Source organism: Streptomyces pimonensis (assembly GCF_041380215.1).
Classification (GTDB): domain Bacteria; phylum Actinomycetota; class Actinomycetes; order Streptomycetales; family Streptomycetaceae; genus Streptomyces; species Streptomyces pimonensis.
In genome coordinates this window covers 13,969-37,544 of record NZ_JAHWZY010000037.1, presented here as the reverse complement: position 1 = coordinate 37,544, position 23,576 = coordinate 13,969, and the positions used below count along the sequence as shown (strand labels likewise).

Annotated in this window: 18 protein-coding genes and 5 tRNA genes; 9 read left to right on the top strand and 14 right to left on the bottom strand. The window is 70.5% G+C overall.

The genetic code is table 11. The features are described 5' to 3' along the window. Positions 1 to 291: 291 nt before the first annotated feature. The 5 genes from KYY02_RS27690 to KYY02_RS27670 form a co-directional block, all read right to left on the bottom strand. Positions 292 to 495: a cold-shock protein gene (locus tag KYY02_RS27690; RefSeq protein WP_023586116.1), complete on the bottom strand. Its 204-nt coding sequence runs from the start codon at positions 493 to 495 to the stop codon at positions 292 to 294. A gap of 855 nt (positions 496 to 1,350) precedes the next feature. Further along, positions 1,351 to 1,423, bottom strand: a tRNA-Lys gene (locus KYY02_RS27685). A gap of 153 nt (positions 1,424 to 1,576) precedes the next feature. Beyond that, on the bottom strand, positions 1,577 to 3,526 hold the full coding sequence (locus tag KYY02_RS27680; RefSeq protein WP_371242560.1) for a DEAD/DEAH box helicase: 1,950 nt from the start codon (positions 3,524 to 3,526) through the stop codon (positions 1,577 to 1,579). A 250-nt stretch (positions 3,527 to 3,776) separates the two neighbouring features. Further along, on the bottom strand, positions 3,777 to 4,340 hold the full coding sequence (locus KYY02_RS27675) for a hypothetical protein (RefSeq protein ID WP_371242558.1): 564 nt from the start codon (positions 4,338 to 4,340) through the stop codon (positions 3,777 to 3,779). Positions 4,341 to 4,438: 98 nt separating this feature from the next. Further along, entirely contained in the window at positions 4,439 to 4,789 is a 351-nt protein-coding gene (locus KYY02_RS27670; protein WP_030820428.1) for a metallopeptidase family protein, read from the bottom strand. 84 nt (positions 4,790 to 4,873) lie between these two features. Here KYY02_RS27670 and KYY02_RS27665 point away from each other — a divergent pair, with 84 nt between their 5' ends. The 7 genes from KYY02_RS27665 (at position 4,874) to KYY02_RS27635 (ending at position 12,249) form a co-directional block, all read left to right on the top strand. Continuing rightward, positions 4,874 to 6,463, top strand: coding sequence for a metallophosphoesterase family protein (locus tag KYY02_RS27665; protein ID WP_371242555.1), 1,590 nt, complete (start codon positions 4,874 to 4,876; stop codon positions 6,461 to 6,463). A gap of 80 nt (positions 6,464 to 6,543) precedes the next feature. After that, a tRNA-Glu gene (locus tag KYY02_RS27660) sits at positions 6,544 to 6,616 on the top strand. Positions 6,617 to 6,653: 37 nt separating this feature from the next. Then, positions 6,654 to 6,728 (top strand) — tRNA-Asp (locus KYY02_RS27655). Between the two features lie 24 nt (positions 6,729 to 6,752). Then, positions 6,753 to 6,826 (top strand) — tRNA-Phe (locus KYY02_RS27650). Between the two features lie 108 nt (positions 6,827 to 6,934). Next, the gene (gene hrpA, locus KYY02_RS27645) at positions 6,935 to 10,915 is read left to right on the top strand and encodes an ATP-dependent RNA helicase HrpA (RefSeq protein WP_371242553.1); all 3,981 of its coding nucleotides are present in this window, start codon (positions 6,935 to 6,937) and stop codon (positions 10,913 to 10,915) included. Positions 10,916 to 11,008: 93 nt separating this feature from the next. Next, positions 11,009 to 11,083 (top strand) — tRNA-Asp (locus tag KYY02_RS27640). Positions 11,084 to 11,484: 401 nt separating this feature from the next. Beyond that, the gene (locus KYY02_RS27635; RefSeq protein WP_371242551.1) at positions 11,485 to 12,249 is read left to right on the top strand and encodes a DUF6274 family protein; all 765 of its coding nucleotides are present in this window, start codon (positions 11,485 to 11,487) and stop codon (positions 12,247 to 12,249) included. Here the strand turns inward: KYY02_RS27635 and bldC are convergent. Both bldC and KYY02_RS27625 read right to left on the bottom strand, forming a co-directional pair. Continuing rightward, the gene (gene bldC / locus KYY02_RS27630) at positions 12,186 to 12,392 is read right to left on the bottom strand and encodes a developmental transcriptional regulator BldC (protein WP_003949541.1); all 207 of its coding nucleotides are present in this window, start codon (positions 12,390 to 12,392) and stop codon (positions 12,186 to 12,188) included. The two genes, KYY02_RS27635 and bldC, sit on opposite strands and share 64 nt — an antisense overlap. A 540-nt stretch (positions 12,393 to 12,932) precedes the next feature. Next, positions 12,933 to 13,775, bottom strand: coding sequence for a DUF8083 family protein (locus tag KYY02_RS27625; RefSeq protein ID WP_371242549.1), 843 nt, complete (start codon positions 13,773 to 13,775; stop codon positions 12,933 to 12,935). Between the two features lie 222 nt (positions 13,776 to 13,997). Between KYY02_RS27625 and KYY02_RS27620 the strand changes: the two genes are divergently transcribed. Beyond that, positions 13,998 to 15,086 (top strand): Leu/Phe/Val dehydrogenase, encoded by a 1,089-nt coding sequence (locus KYY02_RS27620; protein ID WP_371242547.1) that lies wholly within the window; start codon positions 13,998 to 14,000, stop codon positions 15,084 to 15,086. 317 nt (positions 15,087 to 15,403) lie between these two features. Further along, positions 15,404 to 15,652, top strand: a complete 249-nt coding sequence (locus KYY02_RS27615) for a DUF3073 domain-containing protein (protein ID WP_030820419.1) — start codon at positions 15,404 to 15,406, stop codon at positions 15,650 to 15,652. A 132-nt stretch (positions 15,653 to 15,784) separates the two neighbouring features. Here the strand turns inward: KYY02_RS27615 and purM are convergent, their stop codons facing one another. From purM to purS, 7 genes are all read right to left on the bottom strand, one after another. Further along, a complete protein-coding gene (gene purM, locus KYY02_RS27610; protein WP_371242545.1) occupies positions 15,785 to 16,852 on the bottom strand; it encodes a phosphoribosylformylglycinamidine cyclo-ligase in 1,068 nt (355 codons plus the stop codon). Positions 16,853 to 16,885: 33 nt separating this feature from the next. Beyond that, positions 16,886 to 18,412 (bottom strand): amidophosphoribosyltransferase, encoded by a 1,527-nt coding sequence (gene purF / locus KYY02_RS27605; RefSeq protein ID WP_371242543.1) that lies wholly within the window; start codon positions 18,410 to 18,412, stop codon positions 16,886 to 16,888. A gap of 62 nt (positions 18,413 to 18,474) precedes the next feature. Next, positions 18,475 to 19,260, bottom strand: a complete 786-nt coding sequence (locus KYY02_RS27600; protein ID WP_371242541.1) for an META domain-containing protein — start codon at positions 19,258 to 19,260, stop codon at positions 18,475 to 18,477. Positions 19,261 to 19,306: 46 nt separating this feature from the next. Then, a complete protein-coding gene (locus KYY02_RS27595) occupies positions 19,307 to 20,104 on the bottom strand; it encodes a maleylpyruvate isomerase family mycothiol-dependent enzyme (protein WP_371242539.1) in 798 nt (265 codons plus the stop codon). 94 nt (positions 20,105 to 20,198) lie between these two features. Continuing rightward, positions 20,199 to 22,457 (bottom strand): phosphoribosylformylglycinamidine synthase subunit PurL, encoded by a 2,259-nt coding sequence (purL, locus tag KYY02_RS27590; RefSeq protein WP_371242537.1) that lies wholly within the window; start codon positions 22,455 to 22,457, stop codon positions 20,199 to 20,201. Then, positions 22,454 to 23,134 carry a phosphoribosylformylglycinamidine synthase subunit PurQ gene (purQ, locus tag KYY02_RS27585; protein WP_371242535.1) on the bottom strand — a complete coding sequence of 227 codons (681 nt, stop codon included), beginning with the start codon at positions 23,132 to 23,134 and terminating at the stop codon, positions 22,454 to 22,456. The genes purL and purQ overlap by 4 nt, the downstream gene beginning before the upstream one ends. Further along, positions 23,131 to 23,394, bottom strand: coding sequence for a phosphoribosylformylglycinamidine synthase subunit PurS (gene purS, locus KYY02_RS27580; protein WP_371242533.1), 264 nt, complete (start codon positions 23,392 to 23,394; stop codon positions 23,131 to 23,133). The genes purQ and purS overlap by 4 nt, the downstream gene beginning before the upstream one ends. Positions 23,395 to 23,576 lie beyond the last annotated feature (182 nt).

Genomic DNA, 23,576 nt, shown 5'->3' with positions numbered 1-23,576 from the left:
ACGGAGAATTGCAAGAATGAGCCGGTGGAACGCGGCAGCGAATCTGGCCGGCGGAAAATCCGTCGGGCGCAGGGGCTGGAATGATTGGTGCGATGTGGACGTGGTGTCCGAGCGGCCGCGGCGGTGCGGCCATGGAGGGATGCGTCAGCACCCCTGAAGGGCGATCCCTGTGCGGTGAAGCCCACGGATTCCCTGGTCGTCCTCCGCAGGGGAAACCGTTGCGGAAAACGCAAGCAGCTGGGACCCGCACCCCAAAGGATGCGGGTCCCAGCTACGAAATGCGCGTCAGCGTCAGGCGGGAACGATGTTCTCGGCCGTCGGGCCCTTCTGACCCTGCGCGATGTCGAAGGTCACCTTCTGGCCCTCGAGCAGCTCGCGGAAGCCCTGGGCGGCGATGTTCGAGTAGTGGGCGAACACGTCGGCGCCGCCACCGTCCTGCTCGATGAAGCCGAAGCCCTTTTCCGCGTTGAACCACTTCACGGTACCAGCAGCCATGTCATTTCTCCTTTGGGGCAGTGCATCGAGGTCCGCACCGTGCGGACCCCGTGTCGCCGCGATGATCACCCCATCCGGAAAAGACCGGACATACAAAAACGCTTCCCACGGCATGTAAACCGACTGGAGAGCATTTGAAGTTTCGGGAACCACAACCGCAACTGAGATCGACAGTAGCATGCCTCGACGGCCCGCGTGCGGTGAGGATTGCCACCCCGTTTATTGCAGCAGAGATTCTGTCTGCAAGTTCCGTTAAAATCTCAGCTCTCGGGAACAGGTATTGATTAACCCGAAGCGCAACGTTCCGGGGAGCACGGGGCGTGTTCGGCTCGAGGGCCGTGTCCCGAAGGGTTCCGTCTCCCTCCGGGAGACGGCCGGGAAGAAGGGCCGGCCTGCCGTGCCCCCGGCGGTCGGACCAGGCCCGGGACCGCGATCCTGCCGTCTGCCGTCTGCCGTCTGCCGTCTGCCGTCACGAGCGGACGGTCCGCTGAGGGGGGAGGCGAGCAGACCCGAACACCCGGCGGAGGAGCCGAACGGAGGCCGCTCGCAGCCGAGCGGGCCGAGCCTGCGGAGATGAGGCCGCCTCAGAGGATCACCGAGACCCGGTCGTCCGGCCGGCGATCCGTCACACCCTCCGCGTGGCCCCGGGGTCTCCGTCGCCGCGAGGCGGCCGGCCAGGACCGGCACGAAACCGATCCCGACGCCGGCCCCGCCGTCCCCGGACGCAGCCGGTCCGCAGGCCATCGGCGCATCCGCTTCCGCACCAGCCCGGAAACCGAGTCGGCGTCCGGGCCGACCGAAGCCGGACCGGACGCCGCGTAGCAGGTCAGAGGGCGTTTACCCCCCTGCCACCGGTAGGCCCTGTGGGACTCGAACCCACAACCAATGGATTAAAAGTCCACTGCTCTGCCAATTGAGCTAAGGGCCCCTGGCGATGTTGCCTCCCCGAGCATAGCCGGACGCGGCCGGGACTCCGATCGGGTATCGCCGAAGCGGGTCCGGACGTGTCCCGCGCGGAACGCGGGAGGGCCCGCACGACGGGTGTCGTGCGGGCCCTCCCGGGCGGCCGGATGAGGCCGTGTCAGCCGTTGCGCTTCCAGCGCGGCTTGTCGTCGCGGCGGCCGAAGGAGCCACCGCCACGGTGCTCGTCACGACGGCCGGACGGGCGGTCGTGGGAGCCGGAGTGGAAGCCGGGGCGGTCGCCCTGGCGGTCGCGGTTGAACGGACGGTCGCTGCCGCGGTGGCCGCCGCGGTCGTCACGGCGGAAGCCGGGACGGTCACCGCGGTCACGGTTGAAACCGCCACGGTCGTCACGACGCTCGAAGGAACGCCCACCACGGTCATCACGACGCTCGCCACGGTCACGGTTGAAACCGCCACGGTCGTCACGACGCTCGAAGGAACGCCCACCACGGTCATCACGACGGTCACCGCGGTCCCGGTTGAAACCGCCACGGTCGTCACGACGCTCGTCACGGCGCTCGCGCCGCTCGTACGGCGCCGGGGCCTCCGTACGCTCCGCGCGCTCGGTCCGCTCGACGTCCCGTGCGGTCGGCTGCTCCGGCAGCGCGAGCTCGGCCTCGGCCGCCTCGGCGACCACCGTCTCGACGTCCTCGCCGCGCTCACGCGCGACCCGGGCCAGCAGGCGGTCGGCCTCGTCACGCAGTTCGGAGGCGCGGCGCTGGGCCCGCTCCAGCTCCTTGGTGAGCTGGGCGACCTCGCGCTCGGCCTGCTGCGCCGCGTTGCCGGCCGACTCGGCCTGCACCTCGGTCATCGACCGGGCGCCGGTGATCTCGGCGACCTCCGGCTCGAAGGCTGCGCCGCCCTGGATGATGTGGCGCGTGGCGTCGACGCCCGCGTCCTCCATCAGCCGGAAGATCTGGCGACGCTGGTGCGGCAGCGAGAGGGAGACGACGGTGCCGGTGCGGCCGGCGCGCGCCGTGCGGCCCGCGCGGTGCAGGTAGTCCTTGTGGTCGCCGGCCGGGTCCACGTTGAGGACCAGGTCGATGCCGTCGACGTGGATGCCACGCGCGGCGACGTCGGTGGCGACCAGGACGTTGACGTAGCCGTCCTTGAAGTCGGCCAGGGTGCGCGTCCGCGCGCCCTGCGTCATGCCGCCGTGCAGCGCGTCCGCCTTCACTCCGGCGTCCCGCAGCTGCTCGGCGACGCGGTCGGCGCCCAGCTGGGTGCGGACGAAGATGATGGTGCGGCCCTTGCGGGAGGCGATGGCCGCGGTGACCGGCGCCTTGTCCTTGGGCTTCACGACCAGGATGTGGTGCGACATGGTCGTCACCGCGCCCTGCGCCGCGTCGACCTCGTGCGTCGCCGGGTTGTTGAGGTACCGGTCGACGAGGGTCTTGATCTCGTTCTCCATGGTCGCGGAGAACAGCATCCGCTGACCGCCGGCCGGGACCTGGTCGAGCAGTTCGGTGACCTCGGGCAGGAAGCCCAGGTCGGACATCTGGTCGGCCTCGTCGAGGACGGTGATCTGCACGTTCTCCAGCGAGCAGGCGCCGCGGTTGATGATGTCCCGCAGCCGGCCCGGGGTGGCGACCAGGACGTCGACACCGCGCTCGAGGGCGTAGATCTGGTTGCCCATGGAGGTGCCGCCGCAGACGACCTTCATCTTCAGGCCGAGGACGTCCCCGTACGGCTGGAGCGCGTCGGCGACCTGCATGGCCAGCTCACGCGTCGGCGTCAGGATGACGGCGCGCGGCTTGTGCTTCTCGGTCCGCCCGCCGGCCAGTGTGGCCAGGGTCGGCAGACCGAAGGAGAGGGTCTTGCCGGAGCCGGTGCGGCCCCGGCCGAGGATGTCCCTGCCGGCCAGGGCGTCCGGGATGGTCGCGGCCTGGATCGGGAAGGGGGAGGTCACGCCGTTCTGCGCGAGCTTGCGCACGACGCCCTCGGGCAGGCCGAGGTCGGCGAAGGTGGCCTCGGGGGCCGTCGCCGTCTCGGTGGTGACGTCGGTGGGGGTGTCGGTGTCCTCGGTGTTCTCGGGCACGACGACGTGATCAGTACTGGCGATGGGCATACGAATGCGAAACCTTCCGGAGTCTCTTCGGCACGCGCCCGTCAACTCCGTGATTCGCAGTTCGCAATTACGACCGCCTCGATGCGGTCCACCACGGCAAGGGAGAGAGTACGCGCCACACGGCGCGCTCTGCAGTGGCGCCGGGCAAATAGGATCAAACGATCTGCCACCATACGCACTCGGCCCCCCTGAAAGCAAACCGGCAGGTGAGCGCGGGGGCCGAGGGACGGGGAGGCACGGCAGGAAGGGCTCAGCAGACCGGTTCCCCCGCTTCCGGCGCCGGCTCCCGCTGCGCCAACTGCGCCTCGGGCGAGTGGTGGGCCGACGAGGACGGCTCCGCCTGTGTCGGCTCCGGTTCCACCGACGGCTCGGGCGGCGGCGGGGAGGGCTGCGGCTCCGGCGTGCGCGAAGGCTCCGGGGGTGCGGGGTCGTCGTCCGGGGGCGGCCCCGCGGGCCGGTCCGGCCCGCTGTCGGCCGGTGCGGACCGGCTCGCCCCCGCGGACGGCGAGGCCTCGGCGGACGCCGCCTTCCCCGTCCCGTCCTTCTTCCCCTTGTCCTCGCGTCCCTCGTCCCCGCCGTCCCCGCCGCCCCCGTCGTCCCCGCGCGCCCCGCCGGCCGACGCGACGCCGTACCCGGCACCACCGCCCGGGACCGCGGCGCCACCGTCCGGCGCCTCACCACCCGGCTTCCCCGCGGAGTGCGACGGTCCGGCGGCCCCGCCCGCACCGTCCCCACCCACGCTCATGCAGCCGGCGGCAGCGGCGACGGCCACGGCCGTGGCGGCCAGGCGGACGGGTACGTACAAGCGGCGCACGGGGCCACCTCCGGTTGGAGTGCAGGGTCAACAACCCCAACTCCCACCACCCGCAGGAAGACACGCGAACGGTACGGGGGTGTCGTCCGGATCACGCCCTATCCGTAGCCGAGCGCGTGCAGCCGGGCGTCGTCGATCCCGAAGTGGTGGGCGATCTCGTGCACCACCGTGATCTCCGTCTCGGCGACGACGTCCTCCCGGGACTCGCACATCCGCAGCGTCGGCCCCCGGTAGATGGTGATCCGGTCCGGCAGCACCCCCGCGTACCACTCACCCCGCTCCGTCAACGGAGTTCCCTCGTACAGCCCGAGCAGCTCCGGATCGTCCGCCGGCGGCTCGTCCTCCACGAACACCGCGACGTTGTCCATCAGTCGGGTCAACTCCGGCGGGATCCGGTCCAGCGCCTCGGCGACCAGCTCCTCGAACGTCTCGCGCGTCATCTCCAGCACAGGGCCATTGTCGGGCACGAGCCGTCCGTACGAGTCACGCGCGCGCCCCGCATATCCGGCCATCGGCATGGGCATACGGGACCAATGGCCCGCGTCCCCTCCCCCGTCCTGAACGCCCTCCAGCGCCTCCCCGGGGTCCCGCCGGCCCTCACCCGCCACCGGCGCCCCCGCCGGCCCGCCACCGCGACGCTCACCCTCACGCCGCAGCCGCGCCCCTGGGCGCGCGCGGCCGGTCTCGTCGCCGTGGTCGTCCTCGGCGGCTGGCTCGGTCTGCTGGTCGTCGGCGACGTCCGGGTCCCCGTGGGCCCCATGGACACCACCATGACCCTGCGTCCCTCCGTCACCGGCGGCACGAAGATCAACGTCTCCCCGCTGGGCGCCCTCCAGCTCGACAGCCACATCGCGCCCGTCCGCCTGGACGTGAACGTCGACCAGCTCGACCCCGAGCGCTCCCGGGCCCTCGTCGACCACCCCCAGCGTCTCTCCGGCCTCCAGGACGAGGTCACCCGGGACATCGCCCACGGCGCCGCCGACCTCGCCGTGCGCTCCTGTGTCGCCGTGGTCACCGGCGCCGCCGCCCTCGGCCTCGCCGTCTACCGCCGCCCCCGCCGGGCCCTCGCCGCCGGTGGCCTCGCCCTCGGCCTGCTGGCCGCGTCCGGCGGCACGGCGTACGCCTCCTGGAACCCCGACTCCGTGCTGGAACCCAAGTTCTCCGGCCTGCTCTCCTCCGCGCCCTCGCTCGTCGGCGACGCCCGCAGCATCGTCACCGAGTTCGACGTCTACCAGCGGGAACTGGCGCGCCTGGTCACCAACGTGACCAAGCTCTACGACGCCACCTCCACCCTTCCCGCCTACCGGTCCGACCCGACCACCCTCCGCGTCCTGCACGTCTCCGACATCCACCTCAACCCGGCCAGCTGGAAGATCATCGCCTCGCTGGTGGAGCAGTACCGGGTGGATGTGATCGTCGACTCGGGCGACACGATGGACCACGGCACCGCCGCCGAGAACGGCTTCCTGGACCCCGTCGAGGACCTGGGCGCCCCTTACGTCTGGGTCCGCGGCAACCACGACTCGCTCGTCACCCAGCGCCACCTCGAAGGCATGGAGAACGTCCACGTCCTCGACGACGGCAGGGCGAAGACCGTCGCCGGCCTGCGCTTCGCCGGCATCGGGGATCCGCAGTTCACCCCCGACCGCTCGAAGAGGACGGGAGCCGAACAGTCCCAGGAACTGGCGGGCGCCCGTCTCGCCTCCGCCCTGCGCGACCAGCGGGCCGCCGGCACCCCGGTGGACGTGGCGGTCGTCCACGAACCCTCCGCGGCCCGCGAGGTGGACGGCACCGTGCCGCTGGTGCTGGCCGGGCACATCCACCGCGAGGAGACGGAGGTCATGAAGTACGGCACCCGGCTCCGCGTCGAGGGCTCCACCGGCGGCAGCGGCCTGCGCGCCGTCGAGGGGAAGTACCCGGACCCGATCGAGACGTCGATCCTCTACTTCGACCGCGACACCCGCCGCCTCCAGGCCTGGGACTCGATCGAGCTGGGCGGCCTCGGACTCACCACGGCGGAGGTCAGCCGCCACCTTCCGGAGGAGAACCAGCCGGGCGCGACCACCTCGCCGTCCCCCTCCTCCGGGACCCCGTCGGCCACCCCCTCGACGCCCGCGCCGTAAACCGTTTTGGCGATCCCTCCCCCCATCCCATATGCTTCTCACGTCCCCGACGCGCTGCGAAGCGCCCAGGCGGGCCGATAGCCCTCATCGTCTAGCGGCCTAGGACGCCGCCCTTTCAAGGCGGTAGCACGGGTTCGAATCCCGTTGGGGGCACGCACCACCCTGTGCGACACTGTCGTACGACACGCTTGGTCCTGTGGAGCAGTTTGGAGTGCTCGCCACCCTGTCAAGGTGGAGGCCGCGGGTTCAAATCCCGTCAGGACCGCTGGTGTTTCACGTGAAACGCCACGGCTGGGTAGCTCAGTTGGTACGAGCGATCGCCTGAAAAGCGATAGGTCGCCGGTTCGACCCCGGCCCCAGCCACAGCAAAGGCCCCGATCCTCGATCGGGGCCTTGTTGTGTGCCTCCGCACATGCACCCCGGCAAAATCATTGGCCGCGAATTTTCGCGGGATGAGATCCTGGAGTCCGTATGGCTACGCACTCTGCCCCCGCTTTCGGCCCCCTCGCCTCCCGCCTCGCCGAACTGTCGCTGCGCGACGCGCACCGGCTCGGGCGCAGACTCGAGGGCGCACGCAGGATCCGCAAGCCCGAGGCCCGCGCCGCCGTGTTCGCCGAGATCGAGGCGGAGGTCGCCGGGGCCGAGGAGCGGATGGCCGGGCGACGCGCCCGCGTGCCCACGATCACGTACCCCGAGCAGCTGCCCGTCAGCCAGAAGAAGGACGCGATCGCCGAGGCGATCCGTGACCACCAGGTGGTGATCGTCGCCGGTGAGACCGGTTCCGGCAAGACCACGCAGATCCCCAAGATCTGCATGGAGCTGGGCCGGGGCGTGCGAGGCATGATCGGACACACGCAGCCTCGCCGGATCGCCGCGCGTACGGTCGCGGAGCGGGTGGCGGAGGAGCTGGACACGCCGCTGGGCGAGGCCGTCGGCTGGAAGGTCCGTTTCACCGATCAGGTGAACCCGGACGCCACCTTCGTCAAGCTGATGACGGACGGCATCCTGCTCGCCGAGATCCAGACCGACCGTGAGCTGCGCGCCTACGACACGATCATCATCGACGAGGCGCACGAGCGGTCGCTCAACATCGACTTCCTGCTCGGCTACCTCGCGCAGCTGCTGCCGAAGCGGCCGGACCTCAAGGTCGTCATCACGTCCGCGACCATCGACCCGGAGCGTTTCTCCCGGCACTTCGGGGACGCGCCGATCATCGAGGTCAGCGGGCGCACCTATCCGGTGGAGGTGCGGTACCGGCCGCTGCTGGAGGAGGACTCGCAGGACGCCGACCGCGATCAGATCACCGCGATCACGGACGCCGTCGAGGAGCTGATGGCGGAGGGCCCGGGCGACATCCTGGTGTTCCTCTCCGGTGAGCGGGAGATCCGGGACACGGCGGACGCGCTGACGAAGAAGCGGTACCGGTCGACCGAGGTGCTGCCGTTGTACGCCCGGCTGTCGCACGCCGAGCAGCACCGGGTGTTCCAGCAGCACAGCGGCCGCCGGATCGTCCTGGCGACCAACGTGGCCGAGACGTCCCTGACCGTGCCGGGCATCAAGTACGTCATCGATCCCGGGTTCGCCCGCATCTCCCGCTACAGCCACCGCACCAAGGTGCAGCGGCTGCCGATCGAGCCCGTCTCCCAGGCCAGCGCCAACCAGCGCAAGGGCCGCTGCGGCCGTACGTCGGACGGCATCTGCATCCGGTTGTACAGCGAGGACGACTTCCTGGCCCGTCCGGAGTTCACGGACGCGGAGATCCTGCGCACCAACCTCGCCTCGGTGATCCTGCAGATGACGGCGGCCGGCCTGGGTGAGATCGAGAAGTTCCCGTTCATCGACCCGCCGGACCACCGCAACATCCGCGACGGCGTACAGCTGCTCCAGGAACTGGGCGCGCTCGACGCGGCGCAGAAGGACCCCCGCAAGCGGCTGACGCAGACCGGGCGGAAGCTGGCGCAGCTGCCGGTGGACCCGCGGTTGGCCCGCATGGTGCTGGAGGCGGACAAGAACGGCTGTGCCCGCGAGGTCATGGTCATCGCTGCCGCGCTGTCCATCCAGGACCCGCGGGAGCGGCCCGCCGACAAGCAGACGCAGGCCGATCAGCAGCACGCCCGGTTCCGGGACGAGTCCAGCGACTTCCTCGCGTACCTCAACCTGTGGCGGTACGTCCGCGAGCAGCAGAAGGAGCGCGGTTCGTCGTCGTTCCGCCGGATGTGCAAGCAGGAGTACCTGAACTTCCTGCGGATCCGCGAGTGGCAGGACATCTACACGCAGTTGCGTACGGTCGCCAAGCAGATGGGCATCCACCTCAACGAGGAGGACGCCGCCGACGACCGGATCCACGTCTCCCTGCTGGCCGGTCTGCTGTCGCACATCGGCATGAAGGACGTGAAGGAGTCCAAGGACTCCGGTCCGGGCGCCGGCCGCAAGGACGGCGGACGCAACGAGTACCTGGGTGCGCGGAACGCCAAGTTCGCGATCTTCCCCGGCTCGGCGCTCTTCAAGAAGCCGCCGCGGTTCGTGATGTCGGCCGAGCTGGTGGAGACGTCCCGGCTGTGGGCGCGGGTCAACGCGAGGATCGAGCCGGAGTGGGTGGAGCCGCTCGCGGAGCACCTGCTCAAGCGCACGTACAGCGAGCCGCACTGGGAGAAGGACCAGGCGGCCGTGATGGCGTACGAGAAGGTGACGCTGTACGGCGTGCCGATCGTGGCACAGCGCAAGGTGAACTACGGCCGGATCGACCCGGAGGTCTCCCGGGAGCTGTTCATCCGCAACGCCCTGGTCGAGGGCGACTGGCGGACGCACCACAAGTTCTACGCCGACAACCGGAAGCTGCTGACCGAGGTCGAGGAGCTGGAGCACCGCGCCCGGCGCCGGGACATCATGGTCGACGACGAGACCCTGTTCGACTTCTACGACCAGCGGATCCCCGGACACGTGGTGTCGGGGGCGCACTTCGACTCGTGGTGGAAGCACAAGCGGCACGAGCAGCCGGACTTCCTCGACTTCGAGCGGGAGATGCTGATCCGTGAGTCGGCGGAGGCGGTCACCAAGGCGGACTATCCCGACTCGTGGCGGCAGGGGCCGCTCAAGTTCCGGGTGACGTACCAGTTCGAGCCGGGTGCGGACGCCGACGGTGTGACGGTCCACGTTCCGCTCCAGGTGCTGAACCAGGTGACGGACGAGGGCTTCGACTGGCAGATCCCGGGGCTGCGCGAGGAGGTCGTCACGGAGTTGATCCGTTCGCTCCCCAAGCCGATCCGGCGGAACTACGTGCCGGCGCCGAACTACGCGAAGGCGTTCCTGGAGCGGGCGGTGCCCCTGCAGGAGCCGCTGACCGTGGCGATGGCCCGTGAGCTGAAGCGGATGGTCGGGGTGCCCTTCGAGGCGGAGGACTTCGACTGGTCCCGCGTTCCGGACCACTTGAAGGTGACGTTCCGGATCGTTGACGAGCGTCGCCGCAAGGTCGCCGAGGACAAGGACCTGGAGGCGCTCAAGCTGCAGTTGCGGCCGAAGGCCCGCAAGGCGCTCTCCCAGGCGGCCGCCGCCACGGCGCAGCGCCGGGGTGGCGAGTCGCTGGAGCGCAAGGGGCTGACGGACTGGACGATCGGCTCGCTCACCCGTGTGTTCGAGACCCGTCGTGCCGGTCAGCCGGTGAAGGCGTATCCGGCGCTGGTCGACGACGGCGACACGGTCTCGGTCCGGCTGTTCGACACGGAGGCCGAGCAGGCGGAGGCGATGTGGAAGGGCACGCGCCGGCTGATCCTGCTGGGGATTCCGGTGAACCCCGCGAAGTTCGCTTCCGAGAAGCTGACGAACGCGCAGAAGCTGGCGCTGTCCGCCAATCCGCACGGTTCGGTGCAGGCCCTGTTCGACGACTGCGCGACGGCCGCGGCGGACCGGCTGATCGCCGACTTCGGCGGGCCGGTGTGGGACGAGGAGTCCTACCGGAAGCTGTACGACAAGGTCCGCGCGGAGATCGTCGACACGACGGTCCGCGCGGTGGGCCAGGTGCAGCAGGTGCTGGCGGCGTGGCAGGCCTGTGAGCGCCGCCTGAAGGGCGTGCGGAGCCCCGCCCTGCTGCCCAATCTCCAGGACGTACGGGAGCAGCTGGACGGGCTGGTGCGGCCCGGTTTCGTGACGGAGGCGGGGCTGCGGCGGCTGCCGGACCTGATGCGCTACCTGGTGGCCGCGGACCGGCGCCTGCAGCAGATGCCGACGAACGTGCAGCGGGACACCACGCGCATGGCGAAGGTCCACGAGATGCGGGACGAGTACGCATGGCTGCTGGAGCAGATGCCGCAGGGGCGGCCGGTGCCGCGGCAGGTGCTGGACATCCGCTGGATGATCGAGGAGCTGCGGGTCAGCTATTTCGCCCACGCGCTCGGTACGGCGTACCCGGTGTCGGACAAGCGGATCGTGAAGGCGATCGACGCGGCGACGCCGTGACGGGCCCCGTACACAGGGTGAGTTCGACCAGAGGGCTCCACCTCCTGTAGAGTCCTTCTCGCAGCGCAACGCAGGAACGGCGCCGCGAAATCTGGTCCTGTGGAGCAGTTTGGAGTGCTCGCCACCCTGTCAAGGTGGAGGCCGCGGGTTCAAATCCCGTCAGGACCGCAGCGCAGAGGAGTCCCGCATCCCGCAAGGGATGCGGGACTTTCGCATGAGGGCACCCCCGCGACGGAACCGCGCAGGAGCACGGCGCCCCCGCCAGGACCGCAGCCGACGCAAAGCCCACCCCCCGCAACGGACACGGCTCCGCACACGGGAACGCTCACGACGGATGCCGCACCCCGCGACGGAACCGCGCAGGAGCACGGCGCGCCCCGTCACCCCGTCAGAACCGCGCTCCTGGAGGGCCGGTGACCCGCGGCGGAGACGGCCCTTCCGCGTGCGGGCCGCACGCCCGGCGACCGCGGGCCTCGCGCATGGCAGGGGCCCGGGGGCCCCAGGCCCGGCCCCTCCGTGCGGACGGAGCGCCGTGCGCCTCCCTGCGCCCTCCCCTGCCGCCTTGACGTGTGTCCCTCGCCCCCGGCTACTCCAAGGAGCAGGACACCGCCCCGTGCGGCCCCCTGGAGGCGGCGTATGGCGGCATCGGCCGGGCACGAGACACGGGCGCTGCTCTCTATGCGCACCTGTCGGCCGCGTCGTCGTACCGGCACCTCACCCGCCACCGCCCCGCCCGCCACCGCCTCCTGCGGCCGGGGACGGGCTCCGTGCCCCGCCCCTCGGACACCTCCCGGCCGGCCGGGAACAACCCGGCCCCGACGCCCGTTTCCTCTAGCGCATGTGCCGCATGCTCAACAAGCCGACTGGTATGTGACGGGTGTCACCGCATGAGTTCCGGGAAGTGCGGCACTTACACCTCTCCTACAACTGGTCAATTTAATATGTGCAATTGCACCACTCGGAGAGGTACGCCCCGGTCGGCACACAGACGATCCCCCGCTCGCCCCCGGAGTCCGGCAAGCCCGCGCACAGAGCGCCCCCCGGGCCTCGCCCGGGCCGGGCCGCCCCCTTATGAGCGCACAAAAAGATCGCGCTGGACCCGGCGGAGTCCAGCGCGATCGACGACGCACCCTTGTTCAGCTGCCTGGAAAGCTCTGATCGGCTTGGGCGAGGGGCCTGTTGGGGCAGTCCCCGCGTCGCTTGGAGCCAGGGTTCCCGGGCGCCTCGGCCGGTGGGGGACCAGCCGGTCGGGCCCGGTTCATGCGGTGGTTCAGGCCTCGCTGCGCTGCTGCGGAATGCCCGCGAGCAGTGCGCGGACCTCGGCTTCGCGGTAGCGGCGGTGCCCGCCGAGCGTGCGGATCGACGTGAGCTTGCCTGCCTTCGCCCAGCGCGTGACCGTCTTCGGGTCGACGCGGAACATGGTGGCGACCTCAGCCGGGGTCAGCAGCGGCTCGGCATCAGGGGTGCGAGCGGTCATGAGCGGCCTCCTCGGGAGAACCGAACCTTCTCGGTTCTTTCCTCTAAATTCTGCACCTTGACCCGCGTTGCCCGAAATGGCGGACGCGAGTCGAGTCGGTTATAGGACGAACGGCTTGTCCTCGGCACTACAACTACACCATCTGTCCAGCCACGTCGGCCAAACCGATGGAATTGCCCTCCCAGGTGTTCATCAGCCGCGGAAGCCGATGGACCATGCCATAGCGGACAGTCACGCCACTGTGACGATCAGTCACAGTAACGATCGGGAGTCACCAGACCCCCCAAAAGCGTGCATTGCCGAGATTCCGCCCATTGTCGAGCACATCAGGACGGAAGAGCCCTCCCCGGACTCCTTGTCCTATTTTGGCATGAGGGTGGGCAAGGGGCGCAAGGGCCTTGTAAGTGCGGTCCGTCACGCTTGACGCGCTTGGGGTATACGCCCGGATCGGCGTCCACGTCCGTTCACGGACCCGTACTGACAGGACCTCAGGTACCTCAGGGCGAAGACGAAACCCCAAGAACGGCGTTTGGTCAAACGTCAGTTCGCCGAACGCAGGTCGCGGACCGCCCGCCAGCGCGCCACGAGGCGCCCGTAGGCCTTCCCGGCGCCCTCCTCGTCACCCCGGCGCAGCGCCGCGATCCCTTCGGCCACGTCCGCCGCCGAGCGGTCGCCCTCGAGCGTGCCGGCCGGCAGGGCGTGCACCAGTCCGCCGTAGTCCAGCTCGACCAGCGAGCGCGGGTGGAACTCCTCCAGCCAGCGCCCGACGTCCACCAGTCCGTCGATCAGCAGGCTCTCGTCCACGGCGTCCCGCAGCACCCGCAGCGCCCGTGCCACCCGTCGGCGGGCCTGGACCATGGGGGTCCGGTACCGCAGGGCGGGTTCCTCGCCGGCGGAGCCCTTGACGTACTCCCGCTCGTCGTCCGCGAACAGCACGAACCAGTTGATCGGCACCTGCCAGGTCGCGGTGCGGATCCACGGCCGGGCGTCGGGGTGGTCGGCCAGCCAGCGCTCGTAGTCCCGGGTCGCCTGGTGCCGTACGACCGGGGGCAGGAGGGCGTCCAGGACCGGCAGCGGGAAGTCCTCGGCCAGCTCCCCCAGGGCCTGCCAGCCGCGCAGCCGGGTGCGCCAGGGGCAGACGCGGACCACGCCGTCGGTCTCCAGCACGAACGCGTCGTCGCTCTCGTGCACCGGCACCGGCACCGGCGGGGTGGGCACGAGGTCGGCCAGGGACCGGCGGAGTTCGTCCTGGCAGGAGGGGCGGTCGGGGCGGCGGGCATAGCGGGCCCAGTGGCCGCGTTCCGGTTCCGGGAAGGCGGCCAACGGTTCGTACACGCGCAGGTAGGTCGCGTAGGGGACGATCACCGAGGACACCTTGGGCACGCCTGCTCCCTCCCCCGAGGACCGTCGCGAAAACCTGCCGGGCCCCCGGCCCGGACGGACGGGAAACCCCGCGAACCGCCGCACGCCGGTACTCCGGACGGAGGTGATCCGGGTCACAGTACCGCCGGTGTGCGTCCGAGGATCTAATCTCGTGCCACAGAGCCCCCGCCACCTCCACGGGAGCCGACCCCACCCGCCGCTACTCACTCAGGAGTCACCACAGTGACCGACGTATCGGACGGCGTCCTGCACACCCTGTTCCGCTCGGACCAGGGGGGTCATGAGCAAGTCGTGCTCTGCCAGGACCGCGCCACCGGCCTCAAGGCCGTCATCGCCATCCACTCCACCGCGCTGGGCCCCGCCCTCGGCGGTACGCGCTTCCACCCGTACGCCTCCGAGGAGGAGGCCGTGGCCGACGCGCTGAACCTCGCGCGCGGAATGTCGTACAAGAACGCCATGGCCGGGCTCGAGCACGGCGGCGGCAAGGCCGTGATCATCGGCGACCCGGAGCGGATCAAGTCCGAGGAACTGCTGCTGGCCTACGGCCGGTTCGTCGCCTCGCTCGGCGGCCGGTACGTCACCGCCTGCGACGTCGGCACCTACGTCGCCGACATGGACGTCGTGGCCCGCGAGTGCCGCTGGACCACCGGCCGCTCCCCGGAGAACGGCGGCGCGGGAGACTCCTCCGTGCTCACCTCCTACGGCGTCTACCAGGGCATGCGGGCCGCCGCCCAGCACCTGTGGGGCGACCCCTCCCTGCGCGACCGCAAGGTCGGCGTCGCCGGCGTCGGCAAGGTCGGCCACCACCTGGTGGAGCACCTGCGCGCCGAGGGCGCCGAGGTCGTGATCACCGACGTGCGCGAGGACGCCGTGCGGCGGGTCCTCGACCGGCACCCCCAGGGCGTGTCGGCCGTCGCCGACACCGGGGCGCTGATCCGCACCGAGGGCCTGGACGTCTACGCCCCGTGCGCGCTCGGCGGGGCGCTGAACGACGACAGCGTGCCGGTGCTGACCGCCGAGGTGGTCTGTGGAGCCGCCAACAACCAGCTCGCCCACCCGGGTGTGGAGAAGGACCTCGCCGACCGCGGCATCCTCTACGCACCGGACTACGTGGTGAACGCCGGCGGTGTCATCCAGGTCGCCGACGAGCTGCACGGCTTCGACTTCGACCGGTGCAGGGCGAAGGCGTCCAGGATCTTCGACACCACGCTCGCCATATTCGCGCGTGCGAAGGAGGACGGGATTCCGCCGGCCGCCGCGGCCGACCGGATCGCCGAGCAGCGGATGGCGGAGGCACGCCCGACGCGATGACGCGTACGGGGAGGCCCGAATCGGGGCACCTTCGTACATGTGTGCGGTACCCGTCGGGGGACACTTGGAGAGAACTCTCACTTCTCCCGGCGGGTCGATCGCCGATAAGTGGTTAAAATCGCGTTTGACCAGCGAGGACGGGGCACCTCGAAGGTCCTGGGCGCGGGCACGTCATGCGGGCGACGTACCGGATGGGCGTGGGCTCAGGTACCGTGGAAGCCCTACGGACCGGTCTCTCCGCGGAGAGTCCGTTCTGGACCATGAACGCGTGTCAAGACTCTGGGGCCGTCGAGCCCCGTCGTTGAGGGGGTCGAGCCATGGGGCGCGGCCGGGCCAAGGCCAAGCAGACGAAGGTCGCCCGCCAGCTGAAGTACAACAGCGGTGGGACTGATCTCTCACGCCTGGCCGAGGAGCTGGGCGCATCGCCATCGAACCAGCCACCGAACGGTGAGCGTTTCGAGGACGATGAGCAAGACGACGACCTGTACGCACGGTACGCCGACCTCTATGAGGACGACGACGAGGACGAGGGCGACCCGTCCTCGCAACAGCGTCGCGGCGCTTGACCTTGCGCTGAACACCAGCCCGGTCGGTGACTCCGGTCACCGACCGGGTTTAGTGCTGCCTCGGCTGCTCCGACGGTCCTGACCGCCCGGTGCACCGCCCGCACGTTCACCGCGCGGGCGGCACGCCGTCGCTCACTTCGCGTATTCACCGACAAGGGCCGCGCCCGTGGTGTGCTCGTCGCGGTCGGTGATCCCACCGGCCACCCAGGCGTCCACCCCGCGGTCGGCCAGCGTCGCCAGCGCCACGTCGACGGACTCCTGCGGCACGATCGCGATCATGCCGACGCCCATGTTCAGCGTCTTCTCCAGCTCCAGCCGCTCGACCGAACCGGTCCGGCCGACCAGGTCGAACACCGGCGCGGGGGTCCAGGTGGAGCGGTCCACGGTGGCGTGCAGTCCGTCGGGAATCACCCGGGCCAGGTTGGCCGCGAGTCCGCCGCCGGTGACGTGGCTGAACGCGTGCACCTCGGTGGTGCGGGTCAGGGCCAGGCAGTCCAGCGAGTAGATCCTGGTGGGCTCCAGGAGCTCCTCGCCGAGGGTGCGGCCCAGCTCGTCGATCCGGGCGTCCAGGGCGAGCCCCGCGCGGTCCAGCAGCACGTGGCGGACGAGGGAGTAGCCGTTGGAGTGAAGTCCGGAGGACGCCATGGCGATCACCGCGTCACCCGTGCGGATACGGTCCGCGCCGAGCAGCCGGTCGGCCTCCACGACGCCCGTACCGGCCCCGGCGACGTCGAAGTCGTCCGGACCCAGCAGACCGGGGTGCTCGGCCGTCTCACCGCCGACCAGGGCGCATCCGGCCAGCACACAGCCCTCCGCGATGCCCTTGACGAGGGCGGCGACACGCTCGGGGTGGACCTTGCCGACACAGATGTAGTCGGTCATGAAGAGCGGCTCGGCACCGCACACCACGATGTCGTCCATGACCATGGCGACCAGGTCGTGGCCGATGGAGTCGTAGACGCCCATCTGCCGCGCGATGTCGACCTTGGTGCCGACGCCGTCCGTGGCGGAGGCGAGCAGGGGCCGCTCGTAGCTCTTCAGGGCGGAGGCGTCGAAGAGGCCGGCGAACCCGCCGAGGCCGCCGAGGACCTCGGGGCGCCGGGTCTTCTTCACCCACTCCTTCATCAGCTCGACGGCGCGGTCGCCCGCCTCGATGTCGACGCCCGCCGCTGCGTAGCTGGCACCAGTGTTCTGGGACATGACTGTGAGAGCTTTCGTGTCGTCCGTCAGGGCTTACGGGCGGCGGATCGCGTCGACCGAGGCCGGGGCGGCGGTGCCGGCGGCCAGCTCGGTCTCCAGGAGCTGCTTGCCGAGGAGCTCGGGGTCGGGCAGCTCCATCGGGTACTCGCCGTCGAAGCAGGCGCGGCACAGGTTCGGCTTGGCGATGGTGGTCGCCTCGATCATGCCGTCGATGGAGATGTACGACAGGGAGTCGGCTCCCAGCGAGGTGCCGATCTCGTCGATGGTCATACCGTTGGCGATGAGCTCGGCGCGGGTGGCGAAGTCGATGCCGAAGAAGCAGGGCCACTTCACGGGCGGCGAGGAGATCCGGATGTGGACCTCGGCGGCGCCCGCCTCGCGGAGCATGCGGACCAGGGCCCGCTGGGTGTTGCCGCGCACGATCGAGTCGTCGACGACGACCAGGCGCTTGCCCTTGATGACTTCCTTGAGCGGGTTCAGCTTCAGGCGGATGCCGAGCTGCCGGATGGTCTGCGAGGGCTGGATGAACGTACGTCCGACGTAGGCGTTCTTCACCAGGCCGGCGCCGAAGGGGATGCCGGACGCCTCCGCGTAGCCGATGGCGGCCGGAGTGCCGGACTCCGGGGTCGCTATGACCAGGTCGGCCTCGACCGGGGCTTCCTTCGCGAGCTTGCGGCCCATCTCGACCCGCGAGAGGTACACGTTCCGGCCGGCGATGTCGGTGTCCGGGCGGGCCAGGTACACGTACTCGAAGACACAGCCCTTGGGCTTCGCTTCCGCGAACCGGGAGGTGCGCAACCCGTTCTCGTCGATGGCGACGAACTCGCCCGGCTCGATCTCGCGCACGAAGCTCGCGCCGCAGATGTCGAGGGCGGCGGACTCGGAGGCGACGACCCAGCCGCGCTCCAGACGGCCGAGGACCAGCGGGCGGATGCCCTGCGGGTCGCGGGCCGCGTACAGGGTGTTCTCGTCCATGAAGACGAGGCTGAAGGCACCCCTGACCTTGGGGAGGACCGCGTGCGCGGCCTGCTCCACGGTCACCGGTTCGCCGTCGGCGGCGCGCTGGCCGGCCAGCAGGGCGGTGATCAGGTCGGTGTCGTTGGTGGCCGCCACCTTGGGGGCGCGGCCGTTCTCCTTGGGGAGTTCGGCGACCATCTCGGCGAGCTGCGCCGTGTTGACCAGGTTGCCGTTGTGGCCGAGCGCGATGGATCCGTGCGCGGTGGCGCGGAACGTCGGCTGGGCGTTCTCCCACACGGAGGCGCCCGTGGTCGAGTAGCGGGCGTGTCCGACCGCGATATGACCCTGGAGCGAACCGAGAGATGTCTCGTCGAAAACCTGGGAGACCAGGCCCATGTCCTTGAAGACGAGGATCTGGGAGCCGTTGCTGACCGCGATTCCCGCGGATTCCTGGCCCCGATGCTGGAGGGCGTAGAGCCCGAAGTACGTGAGCTTGGCGACCTCTTCGCCCGGAGCCCAGACACCGAAGACGCCACAAGCGTCCTGGGGGCCCTTCTCGCCGGGGAGCAGGTCGTGGTTGAGTCGTCCGTCACCACGTGGCACGCCATCGAGTGTAGGCGAGATCGGCCACTGGTCCGAATGCGGGATACGGCCCCGGCTGTGGATCAGCGTTCGGCGACGGCCTGCACACTGGTGCCGTTTTCGCTGGTCAGCGTGAGGGTTCGGCCGTCGATCGCGTAGTCCACGGTGCCGTTGAACAGCTTCGTCAGCGCCTTCTCGCCGTCCATGAGTGAGTCTTCGCACATCATTCGGGTCAAGGCCGGCGCGCCGAGGGTGATATGACCGTCGCGCACGGTGGCGTCGGCGTTCACGTGGTTGCAGCCGAGGCGGCCGGAGACGGTGCCCTCCCTCCGGTCGAAGGTGAGGTGGGCGCGCTGGTCGACGGCGGGCGTGGTGACGGTCCACCTGGTGCCGTACAGCGGGCTGTCCTCGGCCCTGCTCAGGCGCACGGTGTCGCCGGACTCGGTGGTGAGGGTGAGGCGTTCGTCGTCCACCTCGGCCTTCAGGGCGCTGCCGGAGAGCGTGCGGGAGAGGGCCAGTTCGACGTCCATGGACATGTCGTCGCAGCCCATCTCGGTGGCCGCGGTGTCGCTGAGCGTGATCCGGTCGCCGTCGACGGCGGCGTCGGCGCTGAAGGTGTTGCAGCCGTAGCTGCCCTCGGCCCGGCCGCTGTCGTCGAGGGTGAGGTGCGCTCCGTCGGGGGCGCGGCGGGCGGTGCCGTCCACGGTGAGGCCGTCGATGCTCCAGCGGACGCCGGTGACCGGCTGCTGCGCCCCGGCGGTGTCGCTGCCGGCGCCCGCCTCCTCGCTACCACAGGCCGCCGCGAGCGGGACGACGAGCACGGCGAGGGCCGTCAGGGTCATGCGTTGCCTGTGCTTCCGCCTGTACATGCCGATTCGACGTGGGCGGGAAGCAGGTGGTTCCCCTTCCCCGGACTCATCCCAGCAGCGGCAGGTACGGTCCGAGATCCGCCCGCTCCCCGCTCGCGCTCACCTTCGCGCCGGCCACCGCGTCCTGCCAGGCCGTCCGTCCGCCGGCCAGCCGGATCCAGGTCAGCGGGTCGGTCTCGACGACGTTCGGCGGAGTGCCCCGGGTGTGCCTCGGCCCCTGCACGCACTGCACGACCGCGTACGGCGGGATCCGCACCTCCGTGGAGCCGCCGGGGGCCCTCACGGCGAGCGCGTCGGCCAGCAGCCGGGTGCAGGCGGCCAGGGCCTGACGGTCGTACGGGATGTCGAGGCCGGGGACGGCGGCGTTCAGGTCGTCGGTGTGCACGACGAGCTCGACGGTGCGGGTGACGAGGTAGTCGGCCAGCGGCAGCGCGCCCGCGCCGGTGGGGAGCAGCCGGTCGCCGGGGGTCTCGTCGAGGCGGGCGGTGAAACGCCGCTCGGCGTCCGCGAGGTGGGCGTCGGGGTCGGGGTGGTCCGCCGCGAGCCGGCGGGCGGTGCCGGCGATGGCGTCCGCGTCGGCGGCGACGGCGGACGGCCAGTCGGGCAGCCGTCCGTCCTGTCGCGCGGGCACGGGCTCCTCCAGCAGCCGGTCCACGGCCGTCAGCGCCGTCCCGATGTGCGCCACCAGCTCCCGTACGGTCCAGTCGCCGAGCCGCGTCGGCAGCGCGAGCTGCCCGGGGGTGAGGGCGGGCACGGCCGCCCGTACGTTCCCGAACTGCGCCAGTACGGCGGCACGGGTCTTGACGGGGTCGTAGGAACGGGCGCGCTTCTTGGCCGGGGGCATGGGGCGAGCCTATGCGGGAGGGCCGGCCGTGTGCCGAAGCCCCCGGCCGGCGGACCGGGCGGGGGCTTCGTTCCCGTGCGGGAAGGGTGCGGGGTCAGGCCAGCAGGGCCGGGATCGTGGCCTCGTGCGTCTCGCGCAGCTCGGCGAGGGTGAGGGCGAACTCGCCCTGGACCTCCACCGTGTCGCCGTCGACGACGCCGACGCGGGTGGCCGGGAGGCCGCGCGCGCCGCACATGTCGTTGAAGCGGACCTCCTCCGAGCGCGGCACGGCGACGATCGCGCGCCCCGCCGACTCGGAGAACAGGAAGGTGAAGGCGTCGAGCCCGTCGGGGACGACCAGGCGCGCGCCCTTCTCCCCCAGCAGCGCCGACTCGACCACGGCCTGGATCAGCCCGCCGTCCGACAGGTCGTGCGCGGAGTCGATCATGCCGTCGCGGGACGCGGAGACCAGGATCTCGGCGAGCAGGCGCTCACGCTCCAGGTCGACCTTCGGGGGCAGGCCGCCGAGGTGGTCGTGGACGACCTGCGACCAGGCCGAGCCGCCGAACTCCTCGCGCGTGTCGCCGAGGAGGTACAGCAGCTGGCCGTCCTCCTGGAAGGCGACCGGCGTGCGGCGGGTCACGTCGTCGATGACGCCGAGGACCGCGACCACCGGGGTCGGGTGGATGGCGGCCTCGCCGGTCTGGTTGTAGAGCGAGACGTTGCCGCCGGTCACCGGGGTGCCGAGCTGCTGACAGCCGTCCGCCAGCCCGCGTACGGCCTCGGCGAACTGCCACATGACGGCCGGGTCCTCGGGCGAGCCGAAGTTCAGGCAGTCGGAGACCGCGAGGGGCTTGGCGCCGGTCGTGGCGACGTTGCGGTACGCCTCCGCGAGGGCCAGCTGCGCGCCCGCGTACGGGTCGAGCTTGGCGTAGCGGCCGTTGCCGTCGGTGGCGATCGCGACGCCGAGGCCGGACGCCTCGTCGATGCGGATCATGCCGGAGTCCTCGGGCTGGGCGAGGACGGTGTTGCCCTGCACGAAGCGGTCGTACTGCTGGGTGATCCACTGCTTGGAGGCCTGGTTGGGCGAGCCGACCAGCTTCAGGACCTGGTCCTTCAGCTCCTCGCTCGTCTCCGGGCGCGGCAGCTTGTTCGCGTCGTCCGCCTGGAGCCCGTCCTGCCAGGACGGACGGGCGTAGGGGCGCTCGTACGTCGGTCCCTCGTGGGCGACCGTGCGCGGGTCGACGTCCACGATCTTGCCGCCGTGCCAGAAGATCTCCAGCCGGTCACCGTCGGTCACCTCGCCGATGACGGTGGCGATGACGTCCCACTTGTCGCAGATCTCGAGGAAGCGGTCGACCTTGTCGGGCTCGACGACCGCGCACATGCGCTCCTGCGACTCGCTCATGAGGATCTCCTCGGGGGAGAGCGTCGAGTCGCGCAGGGGGACGTCGTCGAGGGTGACGCGCATGCCGCCGGAGCCGTTGGAGGCCAGCTCGGACGTGGCGCAGGACAGGCCGGCCGCGCCGAGGTCCTGGATGCCGACGACCAGCTTCTCCTTGAACGCCTCCAGGGTGCACTCGATGAGGAGCTTCTCCTGGAAGGGGTCGCCGACCTGGACGGCGGGGCGCTTGGAGGGCTTGGCGTCGTCGAAGGTCTCGGAGGCCAGGATCGAGGCGCCGCCGATGCCGTCGCCGCCGGTCCGGGCGCCGTACAGGATGACCTTGTTGCCCGCGCCGGACGCCTTCGCGAGGTGGATGTCCTCGTGCCGCATGACACCGATGGCACCGGCGTTGACCAGGGGGTTGCCCTGGTAGCAGGCGTCGAAGACGACCTCGCCGCCGATGTTGGGCAGGCCCAGGCAGTTGCCGTAGCCGCCGATGCCGGCGACGACGCCCGGCAGGACGCGCTTGGTGTCGGGGTGGTCCGCGGCGCCGAAGCGCAGCGGGTCCACGACGGCGACCGGGCGGGCGCCCATGGCGATGATGTCGCGGACGATGCCGCCGACGCCCGTGGCCGCGCCCTGGTAGGGCTCGACGTAGGAGGGGTGGTTGTGCGACTCCACCTTGAAGGTGACCGCGTAGCCCTGGCCGACGTCGACGACACCGGCGTTCTCGCCGATGCCGACGAGGAGGGCGTCGGACTCGGGGGCCTTCTCGCCGAACTGGCGGAGGTGGACCTTGCTGCTCTTGTACGAGCAGTGCTCGGACCACATGACGGAGTACATGGCGAGCTCGGCGCCGGTCGGGCGGCGGCCGAGGATCTCCACCACCCGCTCGTACTCGTCCTTCTTCAGGCCCAGCTCGGCCCAGGGCAGCTCGACGTCGGGGGTCGCGGCCGCGTGCTCGACCGTGTCCAGTGGCGTCCGGCTCATGCGTTGACCAGCTTCTTGAGGATCGAGGTGAAGAACGGCAGGCCGTCGGTACGGCCCGTACCGATCAGCGACTCGACGGCGTGCTCGGGGTGCGGCATCAGACCGACGACGTTGCCGGCGGCGTTGGTGATGCCGGCGATGTCGTTGAGCGAGCCGTTCGGGTTGAAGTCCATGTAGCGGAACGCGACGCGGCCCTCGGCCTCCAGCTCGTCCAGCGTCCGCCGATCGGCGACGTAGCGGCCGTCCATGTTCTTCAGCGGAATGTGGATCTCCTGGCCGGCCGTGTAGTCGGTGGTCCAGGCGGTGTCCGCGTTCTCCACCCGCAGCTTCTGGTCGCGGCAGATGAAGTGCAGGTGGTCGTTGCCCAGCATGCCGCCGGGGAGCAGGTGCGCCTCGGTGAGGATCTGGAAGCCGTTGCAGATGCCGAGGACGGGGAGTCCCGCCCTGGCCTGGTCGATGACGGTGTCCATCACCGGCGAGAAGCGCGCGATGGCGCCGGCGCGCAGGTAGTCGCCGTAGCTGAAACCGCCGCAGAGCACCACGGCGTCGACCTGCTTGAGGTCCTTGTCCTTGTGCCAGAGGGCGACGGGCTCGGCGCCGGCGACGCGGATCGCGCGCTGGGTGTCCCGGTCGTCCAGGCTGCCCGGGAAAGTGACGACGCCGATACGAGCGGTCACTTCGCGGCCCCCGCGACTTCCTCGACCCGTACGGTGAAGTCCTCGATCACGGTGTTGGCGAGGAAGGATTCCGCGAGATCGTGGATACGGGCGAGCGTGGCCTCGTCGACCGGCCCGTCAACTTCCAGTTCGAATCGCTTTCCCTGACGGACGTCCGAGATCCCCTCGAAACCCAGCCGCGGCAGTGCGCGCTGCACCGCCTGGCCCTGGGGGTCGAGGATCTCCGGCTTGAGCATGACGTCGACTACGACGCGTGCCACTGGCACTCCCGGTGTGTGGTGCTGAGCAGGTCCCTTCAGACTACCCGTACAAAATTTCTACGCGAGTAGAGTTGGAGGAATCTACGTGACCGCCATCACGGTTCGGCATCCCGGGGAGGCGCCAGGGAAAAGATCCGGGAAAGTTCTCCGCTCGCCCGCACACCCCTATTGCGCTCCGGACG